The sequence below is a fragment of the Gordonia sp. AC31 genome (assembly GCF_031844505.1).
Taxonomy (GTDB): domain Bacteria; phylum Actinomycetota; class Actinomycetes; order Mycobacteriales; family Mycobacteriaceae; genus Gordonia; species Gordonia hongkongensis.
Genome location: NZ_JAUZVK010000007.1, coordinates 1 through 16352, shown reverse-complemented (window position 1 = coordinate 16352; position 16352 = coordinate 1). Strand labels below are relative to the sequence as shown.

Genomic DNA, 16352 nt, shown 5'->3' with positions numbered 1-16352 from the left:
AGCGGAGCATGAACCGAGTCGAACGTCATACGAGTGCCACACCGGCGCAGGTCTGGTCGGTGCTGTCCAACGGCTGGCTGTACGCCTCGTGGGTCGTCGGGGCCTCCCGCATCCGCAACGTCGACCACACGTGGCCGCAACCCGGATCGAAGATCTATCACTCGGCGGGGGTGTGGCCGGCCCTGCTCAACGACGAGACGGAATCCGTCGAGTCGAAGGCCGGGCTTCTCGAATTGTCGGCCGCCGGGTGGCCTTTCGGTCGCGCACGGATCCGCATGAGGATCGAGAAGGACGGTGACGGTTCCCTCATCGGCATGGAGGAATTCGTGGAGACCCCGCCGCTGAGATGGATTCCGCCGACCATCCAGGAAACCGTCATGTCACCGCGCCTCAACGAATGCCTGAAACGGCTGGCGATGCTCGCCGAGAACCACGCGGGCTGAGAGGGTTGCAACCGGGTCGGTGCGGGTACGCCCTGTGGCATGACCACAGCACTCGCCATCAACTGCACCCTCAAACCCTCTCCTGCTGAATCGAGCAGTGAGCTCATCGCCCGACACATCCTGGACGCACTCGCCGAGCAGGGCGTGACCGGGGACATCGTCCGGGCGGTGGATTTCGACATCCGGCCGGGAGTCGAACGAGACATGGGCGACGGTGACGAGTGGCCCGCGCTCTTCGAACGGGTTGCGGCCGCCGACATCCTGGTGATCGCGACCCCGACGTGGCTGGGCCACATGTCCAGCGTCACCCAGCGTGTTCTCGAACGTCTCGATGCCGAGATCTCCGAGACCGACGACGCCGGCCGCCCCGGCATGCTGGGCAAGGTGGCGATGTGCGGTGTCGTCGGCAACGAGGACGGCGCCCACAAGATCATCGCCGACGTCTTCGGTGCGCTCAACGACATCGGGTTCACGATCCCCGGACAGGGCAACACCTACTGGAACGACGAGGCCATGGGCGGCCGAGACTACAAGGACCTCGATTCGGTTCCCGACCCCGTCGACTCCGCCACCCATGCCGCCGCCCGAAACGCGGCACACCTCGCCCGACTGCTGTCGCAGAACAGCTTTCCGCCCTACGAATGATCGGTGATCGACCGGCACGCCTTCTATGGTCGCCGCCTTCGTGTCGCTGGTCAGCAGCAGTCGAGCCTGTCGGCCTCGGAGATTCTCACTCGGCCCGCAAACCAGCAACCGAGACGGATCAGCTTCGGCATCGACGACGCTCCCCCTCGTATTGCTGACAATCGCAGCGTTTCGCCATTGGCGACTACATTCATTGCACGGCAAAACTTTTCGTCGATAGTGGATTTTTGTGACTAAGCCGCAGGATCAGTCGTAGCACATCAGCAGAGCGACCTACCGGACGTGACAGCCGTCAGAGCTCGTAACGTGTGGACGTCAGCACGAGTCCACCCCAACGAACGTTCGCGTCAGTCAGTCCGGGTGTCTAAGGTCAGCTAGTGGGAACGAGTAGGCTGCGCGGGATTGTGGTCGTGGTCGTGACCTTTGTGGTCGTGATGACGTTGGGTGCCACTGCGCTGTTCATCTGGCGGGCGCGGGAACCTGCTTCGTGGCCGCCCCCTGACCTTGGCAGTGTCCCGTCTCTGGTGTGGTCTGTTCATGCAGAGCATGTGCCGGGCCACGATGGCGAAGCGTTGCTGGCTTTGCCTGACACACTGGATGCCTACTACGGCTATGTATCGGTCCTGGACGCGCCCACTGTGATTGTGGGCGCTCTCGGCCGTCTTGCATCCGGCAGCGATGTAGATGAAGGCAGGCGAGTCGAGTCGGTGACGCTCGTCGGATTTCATCGTGTCGACGGATCGGTGCAATGGGAGCGCTCCATCGGCCGCGTCCGGCAATGTTCCGACAGTGTCGAGTCCGGCGTGATCGCCTGTTGGAACGACGATCGCGTGTTGTTCGTGGATACTGTCGACGGTCGCCTTCTGTCGGAGCTCAGCCCCAAGATGGCCAACGTCGATGTGGTGATGGCGGGCGACCGCGCCTACGTCACCGGCATCAAGTCCCAGGGTGGCCGGCACCACCTCGTGGTGTCCGCGGGGCCGCCATCCGCGCCGGGATCAACGTACACGCGTTCAGTGCCGGTGGCTGGGCCACTGTCGGGGATCGTCGACGTACTGCCATCGGGAGAAGTCGTCGTTGTGACAAACCTCGAGGATGCCGCCATGTACCGCTTCTCTGTGCACGACTTCGATTCCGGTCGAGCGGGTTTCAGTCTCGACTCGACTCATCTGCTCGTCGTAGGTGATGGACTGTTCCTCAACAGCCCGGTCATGGTCGACGGCGGCAGTCGACAGCAAATCCTCGACGAGCAGGGAACGGTGGTCTCCACGGCCGCAGTGCCTGCCTACACACATTCCGGGATGGCCGAGGCCACCAGCGAGCAACCGCCGGTACTGATGGCCGACGGCGCCTACGACCCCGAAACCGGGCGCCTGCTGTGGCGCGACCCGCTGCTACTGCGTCGCGACAACAGCGGCGCTGTTCAAGCCATGGCTGGTCGAACGGTGATCGTGGCAGCTCAAGAGACCGGCGATCTCATCGGGTTCGATTCCGCGACGGGCGAGCAGCGCTGGCGAACACGATGGAAAGACGCCTACTGGGTGTACGGCGGAATGACCGACGGGCGGCACTACGTCTTCAGCGACTACACCGGATTCCACGCACTACGCATCACCGACGGTGCCGTTGTTTGGTCTAAGCCTCTGCCCGAAGGCGCCGATCCCCGTCGAACCACGATCCTCAACGCCGGCGGCAACATTCTCATCACCGCAAACGCCACCATCTCGATGTGGCGTGGACAAGCACTCTCGCCGTAAACGCCCCGCATCTCTACAGTGCGAGTTGCGGGTACTTCTGTAGCGCTGCCGCGAGGTCGTCGCCTTGCAGCACCCCCTCTGTCATCTGTTCCCAGTCGAGGCGTGCTGCATGGACGGCGTGAAAGATCGAGTGGCTGAGCCAGTTGCTGTCACCGCGGCCGCGGACAGCGAACTCGACGTCGTACAGACTCTGTCCAGGTCTGCGCCGTCGGCGTGAGGCCGAGTGTTGTTCGTCGTGCTGCCCGTTTCGTGCCGACGTCAGTCCGATACGGCCTGGCTGGTAGCGACCGACACACGCAACGATGGGTGCCACTACGTCGTACAGTGCGGCAGCGAAGCGTTCGGCCTCATCGCGGGTGGCAAAGATCTGGTACTCGAACTCGATCACCATCGACTCATCGAACGGCTCGTAGTCGTCTTCTGGGACCACCCAGTCGTCGTCCGTCATGTACCTGAGAATCGCACTTCGCGGCCCACCGGGTGTCGTGATTTCGCGTGACCCTCATGTTTTCGGTTCATGCCAGGCCGGCCGATTGCACCGGGCGCCTGCGTCGCATCGATTCCGCGAACGGCGCCCGCACCGACGGGATACCGGTGTGCCGGCCGCCGATGCGCGGTGAGAGAACCGGCGATGTAGACCACGCCCGTCATGCGTGGCAGGCGCCGAACTGATCTTCCGGGTTATCCCCACAGCGGCTTTCTGGGCCGACCTCGACGCGCGCCCGGAATCTACCGGACGACCTTGATCGTCTCCAGCGCATCGTCGGCGGCATCGGGGAGGTTCATGCCGGCGTTCTTGCCGGTGCGCAGGTACTCGACCACCGCCCCGTTGAGGACCTCGCCCGGTACCACGACGGGGATGCCGGGCGGATAGGGCGTGATCTGCTCGGCCGCGATCCGGCCGGGGGCCTCGTCGAGGGGCACGGCCTCAGTGTCGCCGAAGAACGCGTCCCGGGGCAGCATGCGGCTCTCCAGTTGCAGCTCGTCCGGGTCGGGTTGCTCGATCTTCGGCGGCGTCTCGAACGACCCTGCGGCGCTGGACAACTTACGCAGGGCATCGAGCAGACGCGCGGCGGTGTCCTCGTCGTCGGCGTGCGACAGGGTGGCCAGGATGCGACGGTGATCGCTCAAACCGACGTCGACGCGACAGTTCTCGCGCAGCCAGTCGGCGCACTGGTAGCCACTGGCGCCGAGTTCGTCGACGTCGATGAGCACCTGCATCTCGTCCAAGTCGTGGCTCGCCTCCTCGTGGAGTAGCTCGTCATGCATCACGTTCAGACCCGGGATCTCGTCGACGCTGCGTCGGACAGACCGCGCCAGTTCGAGTGCCCGGCCGAGGACTTCCCGGCCGGATTCGACCATGTACCGACGCCAGCCGTCCAGTGCCGAGTAGACGAGCACATTGGGGCTGGTGGTCATCAGGAGGTCGGCGCACTGCGACAAGCGCGAACGATCCACCAGGTCGCCCTGTACGTGGAACACCGAACCCTGCTCGAAACCGGCCCCCATCTTGTGGACGCTGACCACGCAGACATCGGCGCCGGCATCCATTGCCCAGGTGGGCAGCTCGTCGTGAAACGGCAGATGCGCGCCCCAGGCCTCGTCGACGATCAGCGGCTTGCCGAACTCGTGGCAGACGTCGGCGATGGCCCGGATGTCGGCGCAGGTGCCGTACGGCGTGGGACTGACCAGCAGGAAGCCCGAGGCCTGCGGGTCGGTCTCCCACGCCTTGCGGACCTCCTCCGGCGACGGCGGGTGGGTCAGGTGGAACGTCTCGTCCCAGCGCGGACGGACCCAGCGCGGCCGCAGTCCCGAGAAGATCAGTCCCGCGACGATCGACTTGTGGGCATCCCGGGTGATGAGCAGTTCGCCGTTCTCCCCACCGGCGACGGCCATCATCGCCGCCTTCACCGACAACGAACTGCCGCAGGTGGAGAAGAACGCCATCTCGGCGCCGACCGCCTCGGCCATCAGATCCTCGGCGTCGGAGAGGTAGCCGCCCGTCATGCGCCGGTCGTCGAGGCCACCCGACGACAACACATCCGAGGCGAACGCGTCCGCACCGATCGCCGACCGGGTCCGCTCGTCCACCCCGCGGCCCTGGCGGTGGCCCGGCGGCGTGAACCCGTATCGTTCGTCGCGGTGGTACGCCTCGAGGGCGTCCAGGAGCGGTGCGCGGGACTGGTCCATGATGCGATGCCTCCCTGTTGATCCGGTTGTCCGATGTCGTACGGCTCAGCCTTTCTCACCGTCCGCGAGATGACCCGCGTCCTCAGAGGCCTGGCGGCGCAACCGCTCTCGGTATCCATAGGTGGCCCGCAGGACGTCGTCGTAGCTGTCGGCACTGGAACCGAGGGCGCCGGCGAAGATCCCCATCGAGGTCGCCAGCCACGCAAGGTACACGTAATTGCGCAGCCCCACCGGATATCCGAGCTGCGAGGCGAGGAAGTTCTTCTCGATGACGATGAGCGCAGCCGCCAGTGTCGCCAGGAACAACCCGGCGTACAAGACCACCGCACTGAACACGACGGTGCACACCGTCGCCATGTTGTAGAGGCGCGCACGCGGTTTCGCGGTGACCGTCACCCGTTCCCACAGGCGATTGTTGACGATGAGCCACAGCGAGGCGAGCACCAACGACAGCAGGGTGATGGCGGCGAGACGCCACGCACTCAGCGCATTGGCCATCGACCAGATCGTGGAGAAGAAGATGCCGAACGACGCCGCTGCGGCGGCTGCGGCGGTCATGCCGGTGAGGGTCGGGATCAGCCGCCACGGCCGATTTCCCCGCACCATTCCGGCCATCAACTTCAGACGACGCGAATAACCCTCGGCGCATACGTATTCGGTGTCGCCGTCACCGATGACGACGATGCCGCGCTGCCGCTCGAACTCGCGCATGGACCCCTCCCCGGTCACCGCCTCGGCGATGGTCGAGATCAAGGTTCGCAGCGCTCGCCGGGGAGCGGGTCCGAGAGCTGGGAGCGAGACGACGGCGGCGTTGCGTTCGCGGTCGAGTTCGGCCAGCACCACAAGGTTTCGTGGGCTGCGATCGTTGCCGTCGGCGTCCCGCGGCTTGTACAGCCGCGGCATCTCGGTGACGAACACGATTACCTCGTCGGCCGAGTCATCCGTGCCCCAGACGGTCTCCAGATCACCGCGCGGCGTCATCTGCAGTGTGGTATCCCTCGTGACGGTGTGTCCGCGGTACTCCAGTGACAGCTCGTCGGCGATCTGCTCGAAGCGGTCCTCACCGCGCTCGATCAGAGCGGCCGGAAGCCCGTGTTCGGCGACGATCCGCAGCGCTACGGCGCGCCGCGGATCGTCGTTCTCGGTGGTCATGTGCGTCTCTGCCGTCATGATCAGGCGGGGCCTCAGTCCGGCGGCTCGGACTCCCCCGCCGCAGGAGAGTCCGGGTTGTCCTCGTCGTCGCGGGCGGTGGCGGCGGAGGGATCCACCTGCTCGTCCGTGTCGGGTTCGTCGACGGTCCGCTCCTCGAGTTCGTCGACCTTGCGTCGAGCATCATCCGGCGTCGCCTCGGGCGTGCCGGTTTCGGCTGGTTCCATGGGCAATTCCTCAGACATCAGATTCATCGATCCTTCGGTCGGTGTCTCGCGATGGAGCCTCTGTCGCATGTCCGGTTTCCCGGTGACGGCATGACGTAAACGCGATCACGCCCCGGTCGCGAGATGTGGATCGGCCACCGGCTTGGACTCGGCCGAACCGCGTTGACGTAGAACAACCGACAAGACGACGATCGCCGCCACCGCGATGAACTCGCTCTGCCAGTTCTGCATCGACTCGAACCAGAACTGCGAGGTGGCCAGGTACTGCCACACCGAGACCGCGCTCTCGCCGTGCTGTTGTTGCTCGTCGCTGTAGGCGCGCGCACCGCCCACGGCGTGCAGCGCGAACGAGGCGAAGAAAAGTGCGAAAAACGCGATGGTGAGCGAGTTCTGGTAAACGAACAGCACCGGCCCGCCGCGTCGCACCGGCCACGGTGCTGCGCGCATGTCGTCGGCGGCACGCGGGTCCGCGTCCTGCGGGGCAGGACCGTCGACGGGCTTCGATTCCGACGAACCCTTCTGATAGAGGAACGCGGTCAGCACCACGTACATCCCCATCTGCAGGAATTCCGATTCCCAGTTCTCGAAGGTCGCTTCGACGAACTCGCCCGTCGTCAGGTATCGCAGCACCGAGATCGGTGGCGAGCCGTGCGAGGCCTGCTCCGCGTTGTAGACGTGCCACCCCGAGACAATCATGCCGAGCAGGAACACGAGAAACAGACCGAAACACACGAGGAACAAACCGTTGTCGCGCAACAGCTCACGGCCTCGCCGGAGACCGCCCTCCCGTGTGGCCACCAGCACTCACCCCGTCTCAGTCGTCGGCGGACATCCTCGGCGCATAGCGAAGGACCGCTCCGATCCCGTCGCGCGGGGCAACGCGCTCGTCGATCCGGACCAGATCGGCGCCGGTGAGAACCGCCGCCACCGGCAGGGCCTCGTCGGCACGCAGCGTGCGTTCCGGGGCCAGGCCCAGCTCAGAGAGGTTCTCCGCCGTCGGCGCGATCGTGGCGAGGCCCCCCGCGGCGTCTCCGCCGTCGAAGACCGTCGCATCGCCGAGGTCGCCGATGATCAGCGTCTCGACCTCGCCGTTACGCAACGCCCCGCACACGGCCGTCAGTCCTTCGACCGCGAGGGCCGGGCGATGCCCGAGTCCTGCCTGCAGACTCTCCGCCGCGTCGGCCATCGTGCGATTCTGGCGCAGTTCGAGTTCGGTGGTCACCGCCTTGCGGACGTCGTCGTCGGCGATGCCGCTGTCCCGGGCGCCGAGTTGGAGGTCGACCAGTCGCTCGGCGAGCCGCTCGGGAGCCGTTGAACGCAGATCCGACATCGACGAGAGCTCACCGATCACGAACACGAGCTCGGGGTTGTCCGAGTCGACGATCGCGGTCAGCCGGTCGGCGATCTGACGAATGTTCTTGCGGTTCTGCTCGTCGCTGCGCTGCTGCGGGTCCCCGTACCCAGGCGATTCCGCACCGGCGGCGTGGTGGATCGGATAGCCTTCTCCCTCAACGCTTTCGCGCATCAACGAGGATCCGCCGGCTTCGAAGAGCTCGATGTCGGCGCCGGCGTGATCGACCGCGGCGATCACATGTCTCGGGGCACTCGTGCCGTGTTCGACCAGCGGAACCAGGTACGGCACCGGCGAATACCGTGCCACGGATGTGACCGGTGGCCGGATGAGATGGTCGTCGAGGAGGACGCCGTCGGGACCGGCGATCACCGCACGGCCACTGGGCCCGACGGCCGGCGTCCCGTCGAGCAGGACGTTGCCGATCGACTCGGCCACCGCCGCGTCGGCCCCCGCCGACTCGAGCTCCTCGCGCAGGGCTCGCCACCGCAGCTCCATAGTGTGAGCGGCGTCCTCGGTGTTGTGGGAGTCGTCGATGTAGATGGTGGCGAACGGACCGGTTGCAGTTGCCAGCTCGCGGAATCGGGTCGAAATCATGCGCGGCCTCCTTGCCTGTCGTCGGGGCACGTCGACTCTCTCGACGGGTGCCCACCGGATTCAGGCCGCAAACATGACGGCACACCCCTACAGCGTCGAGGTGTCGATCACGAAGCGGTAGCGCACATCCGATGCCACGACGCGGTCGTAGGCCTCGTTGATCCGGTCGGCGGAGATCACCTCGATCTCGGCGCCAATGCCGTGCTCGGCGCAGAAGTCGAGCATCTCCTGGGTCTGCGCGATGCCGCCGATCATCGAACCCGCGAAACTCCGCCGCTTGCCGATCAGCGCGCCGGCCGGGACCTCGATCGGGTGTTCGGGGAGACCGAGTTCCACGAGTGTGCCGTCGAGGGCGAGCATGCCCAGGTACTTGCCGATCGGAAGATTCGCCGACACGGTGTTCAGGATCAGGTCGAAGGTGCTGCGCAGTTCCCGGAAGGTCTGCGGATCGCTGGTCGCGTGATAGTGGTCGGCGCCGAGCCGCAGGCCGTCCTCCATCTTCTTCAGCGACTGCGAAAGCACCGTGACCTCGGCGCCCAGCGCGTGCGCGATCTTCACGCCGACGTGGCCGAGCCCGCCGAGTCCGACGATGGCGACCTTCTTGCCCGGTCCCGCACCCCAGTGCCGCAACGGCGAGTAGAGGGTGATGCCGGCACACAACAACGGTGCGGCCTCGTCGAGTGCGATGCCGTCGGGAATCCGCAGGACGTAGTTCTCGTCGACGACGATCGAGGTGCTGTAACCGCCGTGCGTCGGCGACCCGTCGCGTCCGACGGCGTTGTAGGTACCCACATTGCCCCGCTCGCAGTACTGCTCCTCGCCGAGCCGGCACGGTTCGCACTCACGGCACGAGTCGACGAAACAGCCCACGCCTACCCGATCACCGACGGCGTACCGGGTGACGCCCTCGCCGACGGCCGCGACCGTCCCGGCGATCTCGTGGCCGGGCACCACCGGGAACCTCGTCCCGCCCCACTCGTCGCGCGCCGTGTGGATGTCGGAATGACAGATGCCGGCGAACGCGATGTCGATCGACACGTCGTTCGGACCGAGATCGCGCCGTTCGATGGTGGTCGGTTCGAGCGGGCGATCGGCTGCCGGCGCGATGTAGGCGTTGACCGTGGTGGGCATGCAGAACTCCTCGGTGTGATGCGGGGTCGGGTGAAGCAGGGTCTGGCGAACTCCGGGCCCCACCGCTCCCTGAGGAGGCCCGGAGCTTGCGGACGGCCCCCACCGCTCCCTGAGGAGGCCCGGAGCTTGCGGAGGGCCGTCACGAAGGGTCTCGCGACGAACCCCACCGGGCACACCCCGTGAACGGAAGAGGCCCGAGCGAGACCAACGGACTGACACGAACAGATGCGGGCCGATGCATGTGTCCGATGTGGCCAGTGTGCCCGCCGACCCCGCCGCATCGCCATAACAGCACGTCGCAGGGCCGCGTAGGCGATCCGCCGTCGCCCTATGGCACTGGATTCGCCGCCGAAGATCGTTACAATGACCGACGGTGACGATCAACAGCTCAGTCGACGACGGTCAGCGCACGCAGTTGCACCCGGTGTCCCCGATCGCCGAGCTCACGCGATTCGGGACGACCACCGCTCACGCGGCTGCGGGCGTCGGACGCTTCGTCCTCCACACGGCAGGCGACGCCCTACGGGGTCGCCCACCCGGCGCCGCCCGCGTAGCGCACGAGATCCGGACCACGTTCGAACACCTGGGTCCGACCTATGTGAAGCTCGGCCAGCTCATCGCCTCGAGTCCCGGCGTCTTCTCCGAGTCGATGTCCACCGAGTTCGAATCACTCCTGGACCGCGTGAAACCCGCCGACCCCGCACTCATGCGTGCACAGTTCATCGCCGAACTGGGCCGGGCACCCGAGGAAGTCTTCGCCACCTTCGATCCGGTGCCCATCGCGTCGGCGTCGATCGCCCAGGTGCACACCGCGACCCTGCACGGCGGCGAGGAGGTGGTGGTCAAGATCCAGCGCCCGGGCATCGCCGACCGCCTGGCCCCGGACGTCGCGATCCTCGAGCGCCTGGCCGGCCTTGCCGAGATCTCCGAGTACGGGCGCATGCTCAGCGCGCGGCACGTGGTCGAGGACTTCGCGGCCGGCCTCGACGCCGAACTGGACTTCCGCATCGAGGCCGACACCATGCGCGAGTGGTTCGCCTGCCTGCAACCGGGCCCGTACGGCGACCGAGTCCGCGTGCCGCACGTCTACGACGACTTCACGACGCAGCGCGTGCTGACCATGGAACGAATCCACGCCATCCGCATCGACGACGTCGCGGCCGTACGCGCCGCAGGCCACGACGGAGTCGCGCTGTGCCGCAACCTTCTGCTGTCCCTGCTGGACTCGGCATTCCACGGCGGTTTGTTCCATGGGGACCTGCACGCCGGGAACGTCCTCGTCGACGACGCGGGCAAGCTGGTCCTCCTCGACTTCGGCATCGTCGGGCGATTCACCCCGCGCACCCGGCGCATACTCCGCCAGCTCGTCGTCGACCTCGTGGTCCGCGGGGACTACGAGTCCGCCGGCCGGGCGATCTTCCTCCTCGGCGCCGTCCACAAGCCGGGTTCGACGTCGCAGGGCGCGGAGGACATCAAGAAGGTGACGACTCCGCTGTCGACCACCGACCTCGGTTCGATGTCCTACACCGACCTCGGGCGGCAACTCGCCGCCGTCGCCAAGGCCCACGACGCACGGCTCCCGCGTGAACTCGTCCTCGTGGGTAAGCAGTTGCTGTACGTCGAGAAGTACACGAAACTGCTGGCGCCCCGGTGGAAGGCCATGTCCGACAAGGAGATCTACGGCTACATGGCCGGCATCCTGAAGGAGGCCGAACGCGATCGTCGAGCCGCCCAGGGCTGACTCCCCGCCGCGAATCCCGGCATGTCGGACCGACTGTGGCCAACTGTGGCAAACGCGACAGTTAGGGTGGGAGCGATTAGCTGATTCCAGGAGTCACACATGAGACGTTTTGTGCCGGCAGTGCTGGCCTTCTTCGGCGCTGCGTGTATCGCGGCGGCCATCGCCATACCGCTCTACCTCGTGCCGCAGTTGAAGGTGGTTCCGCTCGATCTGGACATCACCTCTGACGCGACCACGGTGGCGGCGGACGGTTCGACTGGAGAGCGCTTCCCGGCGGTGATCTTCGACCGCTGCTCGGTGTCCGAGGATCGTGCCCGCACTCTCGAGGCGCATCTCACCCAGCAGCGACGCTCGATCATCATCGAACCGTCGGACAGCCGCCAGGCGAGCCTGCAGTCGGCGCAGACCGTGCGCATCGACCGCCTGCGCGACGCCGAGGGAACCGAGACCGAACCCAGCTTCGCGGCTGCGGGCGAGACCCGCACCTGTGAGGACGGTCTGCTGACCGCGACCATCGACCGCGTGTCGGTGAACCGCAAGACCTCGGCACCCAACGGGGCGGTCAGCTCGCTGCAGCTCGAGGCGGTCCCCGAGGGCGGCAACGTCAATGACGTGTCGGTCGCCATCGACAACCGCACCGGATACCAGTACAAGTTCGGTTTCGACGTGCAGCAGCGCGACTACCCGTACTACGACCTCAACACCCGCCAGGACTGCGCGGCGAAGTTCGAGGGCGAGGAGACCATCGACGGGATCAACACGTATCACTTCGTGTGTGACGTCCCGGAGACCGATCTCTCCAACCTCCCCAACGCGCAGGGTGAAGCAGCTCTGGGCACGATGCTGACGATGCCTGCCCGCTGGTGGGGCATCACCGGGCGCGGAGTGCGGGCGAACGACCCGATCACGATGCACCGGTACGCCGCCGCGACCCGCCACGTGTGGGTCGAGCCGGAGACCGGGACCATCGTCGACGGTCGTGAGGACCAGCACCAGTACTTCAAGTCGCCCGACCAGAGCGACGCCACCCCGGAAGCGGTGCGCGAGTTCCGGATGGACGCCCTGAAGGGCACCTTCAAGTGGACCGACGACACCGTCTCCAACCAGGCGAGCAAGGCCAGCGGCTACGTCGACCAGCTGAAGGTCGGCGGCTTCTGGGTGCCGATCATCCTCGGCATCGTCGGGGTGATCCTGTTGATCGCCGCCGCGCTGCTGCTCTTCCGCGGACGCCGCGACGACAACCGGGTCGATGACACCCCGGCGCCGACGACACCGCCCGCCGACGAGCGCGACACCACGCTGATCAATCGCGACGCACCGCCGGCCGGTGCAGCACCCGCGAGCGCCAACCCGTGGGAGCGGCCGACCGAGCAGATCCCCAAGGTCGGTGACACGCCGCCGCCCGACGACTCGGCCACGCGCACCTTCCGCAAGCAGCCGCCGCCCGAATAGGCAGCGACGCAACGACCACCGCGGGCGCATCCGGTACCACCGGATGCGCCCGCGGTGTTGTGTTTGTGGTTAAGGGGCGGTGACACACTCCTCCGTAGGCCGGCCCACCCAAGTGACCTCGACGGACGCGCGGGCACGCTACGCGTGCACGAGCTGCTCGGCCAGCAGGGGTTGCGCGCGGCAGAGTGTCTTCCGCTCCCTGAGGAGCGCCCGGAGCTTGCGGAGGGCGCGGCCAACCCCGCTCCCTGAGGAGCGCCCAGAGCTCGCGGAGGGCGCGGCCAGCCCCGCTCCCTGAGGAGCGCCCAGAGCTTGCGGAGGGCGCGGCCAACCCCGCTCCCTGAGGAGCGCCCGGAGCTTGCGGAGGGCGCGGCCAACCCCGCTCCCTGAGGAGCGCCCGGAGCTTGCGGAGGGCGCGTCACGAAGGGTCGGCGACCGAGGTTGCGAAGACCCTTCGTGACGCTCGCAAGCTCGCTCCTCAGGGAGCAAGGGGTGACGCTCGCAAGCTCGCTCCTCAGGGAGCAAGGGGTGACGCTCGCAAGCTCGCTCCTCAGGGAGCAGAGGTCGGGCTCGCAAGCTCGCTCCTCAGGGAGCAGGGGGGGTGAAGCTCGCTCCTCAGGGAGCAGGGGGTGACGCTCGCAAGCTCGCTCCTCAGGGAGCAGGGGGGTCCGCACGACAAGGGCCGGTGACCCGAAGGTCACCGGCCCTTGGCAGAGGGTCTGACTCAGAAGAAGGCGGGGCGGAAGGTCTTGGCCCACGACTCCTTGAAGGTGCTCTGCCAGTAGTCCCACCAGTGCGCACCGTCCGGGGTGATCCGGGTGGTGAGCTTGACGCCCGGGACGAGCGCGAGGCGGCCGATGTAGAGCTGGCTGGAGGTCGACGCGGCGACCTCGAGCGGGATCATCTGCGCGAACTTGACGGGGTCGAAGTTGGCGCTGGCCGGGTTGACCGACGAGTCGTACTTGCTGCCGACACCGCTACCGGACGAGACGTAGACGTTCTTGCCCGCCAGGTTGCCCGCGCTCAGGAACGGGTCGTTCTGGAACCAGGTGCCCGCGGGGTAGAAGCCCCACATGTTGAACGGGTTGCCGCCGACCTCCGCGACCGAGGCCATGATGCCCTGGGTGAAGCCCGGCATGGTGACCGTCGGGTAGCCGCTGTAGGACGCGACCGCCTTGTAGAAGTTCGGGTGGCGCGATGCGAGGTTCAGCGCCGAGGTGCCCGACATCGAGAGTCCGGCGATGCCGTTGCGACGGCTGTCGCTGCCGTGGCGCGCAGCCATGTACCGCGGCAGTTCGCGGGTCAGGAACGTCTCCCACTTGTTGACACCCAGCTTGGGATCGGGGGTCTGCCAGTCGGTGTAGAAGCTGCCTGCGCCACCGAACGGGATGGCGACGTTGGTGCCCTTGCCGGCCATGTAGCGGGCGACGTCGGTGTTGATCAGCCAGCCGCTGTTGTTGTTCGGGGCACGGAGTCCGTCGAGCAGGTACAGCGTCGGCTTGGGTCCGCCGCCGGCCGAGACGATGCACACGGGCACGGTCCGGTTCATGGCGTTCGAGCGGACGTACTCGACATTGCAACCGTTGGCCGCGGAGGCCTCCGGCGGAGCTGCGACCAGCGTCGCACCCGACACGGCCACGAGAGCCACGAGTCCGGCGACGAGGCGCTTACGGGCGCGTGTCAGCATTCGTCAGTTTTCCTTTGGATCACCACGGCCGGAGCCGGCCGCTTGCGGGTCTTGCCTACCGGGTACTACTGCGGGCTTGCATACGGAGTCGTACGTAGGGGGATTGTATTGGTCCCCCCGGGCAGCGGTACCCGTCGTGCTGAAGTGTAACGGCACGATAACGCCTCGGCAAAGGCGAGAGCGAGTCCTGTGATGACATCTTTTGGTGGTGCACGTCACAGCACTCGCCGTTGAACAGCTCATTTCGTACATAGGCGGCGCATGTGGCGAATTCTTCATCTGTTCGGGCCACACATCCTCGATCTTCCCGTTACCGGTTTGCCCGGGCAACGGTGACCGTCCGATTCTCCGGTGACGGGCCGGGCGCCCGGGCCGGCCGAGGCCATCGACGTCAAGTCCGCTCGGCCCGCTCCCCGAACAACTAGGGTCGGGACGTGCACATGGACGAGTATCTGTCCGCGGACGCGACCACCCTGGCCGGTCACGTGGCCTCCGGCGAGGTGACCGCCGCCGAACTCCTCGACCTCGCACGAGCCCGCGCAGACGCGGTCAATCCGTCGCTCAACGCCATCGTGATCCGCATGGACGCCGAAGCCGACGCCCGCGTCCGCAGTGACCTCACCGGGCCTTTCGCCGGCGTCCCGTTCCTCATCAAGGACCTCGCGCAGGACTACCGCGGGTATCCGACGACCCGCGGCTCGCGCGCCCTCGCCACGCACATCGCCCGTGAACACTCCTTTGGCGTGCGCCGGTTCCTCGACGCCGGCCTCGTCGTCTTCGGGAAGACGAACACCCCCGAGTTCGGCGCGAAGGCCATCACCGAACCCACCCTCTGGGGACCGGCGCGCAACCCCTGGGACCTCGACGTGACGCCCGGGGGATCATCGGGCGGCAGTGCGGCCGCGGTGGCCGCCGGGATCGTGCCGGCGGCCGGGGCGAGCGACGGCGGCGGTTCCATTCGCATCCCGGCCGCGTGTACCGGGTTGTTCGGGCTCAAGAGCTCGCGTGGCCTGATGCCGTTCGGTCCGCAGACCGGTGAACCGCTGTTCGGGATGGGCGTCGAAGGTGTGGTGACCCGGACCGTCCGCGATGCCGCCGCACTGTACGACGCCCTGATCGGACCGACGCCGTCGTCGACCTACCCGGCGCCGCTGCACACCGAGACCTACAGCGCCCGGATCGCGACCCCGCCCCGGTTGCTGCGGATCGGGTACACCACGACCTCTGCGATCAACGCGAATCCGCACCCGGAGGCCGTCGCCGCGGTCGAGCACGCGGCGTCGACCCTGACCGATCTGGGCCACCAGGTCGAGGAGGTCGATCCGCCGCACGACGACGCCGCCCTCGCCCGCGACTTCCTCGACATCTGGTTCGCCAAGTGCGCCGCCCAGGTCGACGAGGTCCGACGCCTCACCGGCGCTCCCGACTCCCACTTCGAGGCCGACACCCTGACGCTGGCGGAACTGGGCCGGGCCGCCGGCGTCGTCCCGCTGTTCACCGCGCTCGACCACATCAACGACCACGTCCTGGCCCTCGACCGCTTCCATCAGACCCACGACCTGCTGCTGACGCCCACCCTCGCGGTACCGCCGCCGCGGGTCGGGTCGATGACCACGCCGCCGGTCCTGCAGCGGGCATCGCGGGTGGCCGCCCGCGCGCGGTCCGGCCGTGCGATCTCCCGCTTGGGGATCGTCGACAAGCTCATCTACGAGAGCCTCGGCTGGGTGCCGTACACGCAGCTCGCCAACCTTACGGGCCGGCCGGCGATGAGCGTGCCGCTGCACTGGACCGATGCCGGCCTCCCGCTCGGCGTGCAGTTCGTCGGCCGAATCGGCGCCGACGGCGATCTCCTCGCCCTCGCTGCGGGCCTCGAAGCCGCCGCGCCGTGGTTCCACCGGTACGCCGACATCGCGCTGTAGTACGGGGCTAATCTCGTCTGCGAATGCACATGTCCCGGGACCGGCCCGGTCATTTTGGCGGTGTGA

Annotated in this window: 14 protein-coding genes; 6 read left to right on the top strand and 8 right to left on the bottom strand. The window is 67.1% G+C overall.

The genetic code is table 11. The annotated features are described in order from the left end of the window. Positions 1-8 precede the first annotated feature (8 nt). The 3 genes from Q9R39_RS10340 to Q9R39_RS10330 all read left to right on the top strand — a co-directional run bounded on the left by Q9R39_RS10340 (position 9) and on the right by Q9R39_RS10330 (position 2845). Positions 9-443, top strand: coding sequence for an SRPBCC family protein (locus tag Q9R39_RS10340; protein ID WP_078112603.1), 435 nt, complete (start codon positions 9-11; stop codon positions 441-443). A 39-nt stretch (positions 444-482) separates the two neighbouring features. Further along, the gene (locus tag Q9R39_RS10335) at positions 483-1088 is read left to right on the top strand and encodes a flavodoxin family protein (RefSeq protein ID WP_058253793.1); all 606 of its coding nucleotides are present in this window, start codon (positions 483-485) and stop codon (positions 1086-1088) included. Positions 1089-1504: 416 nt separating this feature from the next. Next, positions 1505-2845, top strand: coding sequence for a PQQ-binding-like beta-propeller repeat protein (locus tag Q9R39_RS10330; protein ID WP_159371643.1), 1341 nt, complete (start codon positions 1505-1507; stop codon positions 2843-2845). Between the two features lie 13 nt (positions 2846-2858). On the opposite strand, the gene Q9R39_RS10325 is transcribed toward Q9R39_RS10330, so the two are convergent. From Q9R39_RS10325 to Q9R39_RS10295, 7 genes are all read right to left on the bottom strand, one after another. Then, positions 2859-3293: a hypothetical protein gene (locus tag Q9R39_RS10325; protein ID WP_078112601.1), complete on the bottom strand. Its 435-nt coding sequence runs from the start codon at positions 3291-3293 to the stop codon at positions 2859-2861. 281 nt (positions 3294-3574) lie between these two features. Beyond that, on the bottom strand, positions 3575-5035 hold the full coding sequence (locus tag Q9R39_RS10320; RefSeq protein ID WP_078112600.1) for an aminotransferase class I/II-fold pyridoxal phosphate-dependent enzyme: 1461 nt from the start codon (positions 5033-5035) through the stop codon (positions 3575-3577). 45 nt (positions 5036-5080) lie between these two features. Continuing rightward, complete coding sequence (locus Q9R39_RS10315) at positions 5081-6187, bottom strand: hypothetical protein (RefSeq protein WP_139363007.1); 1107 nt, start codon at positions 6185-6187, stop codon at positions 5081-5083. 32 nt (positions 6188-6219) lie between these two features. Then, positions 6220-6429 (bottom strand): hypothetical protein, encoded by a 210-nt coding sequence (locus tag Q9R39_RS10310; protein ID WP_058253814.1) that lies wholly within the window; start codon positions 6427-6429, stop codon positions 6220-6222. A gap of 87 nt (positions 6430-6516) precedes the next feature. Then, on the bottom strand, positions 6517-7209 hold the full coding sequence (locus Q9R39_RS10305; protein ID WP_058253813.1) for a DUF6766 family protein: 693 nt from the start codon (positions 7207-7209) through the stop codon (positions 6517-6519). Between the two features lie 16 nt (positions 7210-7225). Beyond that, positions 7226-8359, bottom strand: coding sequence for a hypothetical protein (locus Q9R39_RS10300; protein WP_058253792.1), 1134 nt, complete (start codon positions 8357-8359; stop codon positions 7226-7228). Between the two features lie 87 nt (positions 8360-8446). Beyond that, on the bottom strand, positions 8447-9490 hold the full coding sequence (locus tag Q9R39_RS10295) for an NAD(P)-dependent alcohol dehydrogenase (protein WP_058253791.1): 1044 nt from the start codon (positions 9488-9490) through the stop codon (positions 8447-8449). Between the two features lie 373 nt (positions 9491-9863). Between Q9R39_RS10295 and Q9R39_RS10290 the strand changes: the two genes are divergently transcribed. Continuing rightward, positions 9864-11231: an AarF/ABC1/UbiB kinase family protein gene (locus tag Q9R39_RS10290; protein ID WP_058253790.1), complete on the top strand. Its 1368-nt coding sequence runs from the start codon at positions 9864-9866 to the stop codon at positions 11229-11231. Between the two features lie 99 nt (positions 11232-11330). After that, entirely contained in the window at positions 11331-12683 is a 1353-nt protein-coding gene (locus tag Q9R39_RS10285; protein WP_058253789.1) for a DUF3068 domain-containing protein, read from the top strand. A 721-nt stretch (positions 12684-13404) separates the two neighbouring features. Here Q9R39_RS10285 and Q9R39_RS10280 read toward each other — a convergent pair. Then, positions 13405-14367: an alpha/beta hydrolase family protein gene (locus tag Q9R39_RS10280; protein WP_058253788.1), complete on the bottom strand. Its 963-nt coding sequence runs from the start codon at positions 14365-14367 to the stop codon at positions 13405-13407. Positions 14368-14807: 440 nt separating this feature from the next. On the opposite strand from Q9R39_RS10280, the gene Q9R39_RS10275 reads away from it, so the two are divergent. After that, complete coding sequence (locus Q9R39_RS10275) at positions 14808-16286, top strand: amidase (protein WP_311277516.1); 1479 nt, start codon at positions 14808-14810, stop codon at positions 16284-16286. Positions 16287-16352: the final 66 nt, after the last annotated feature.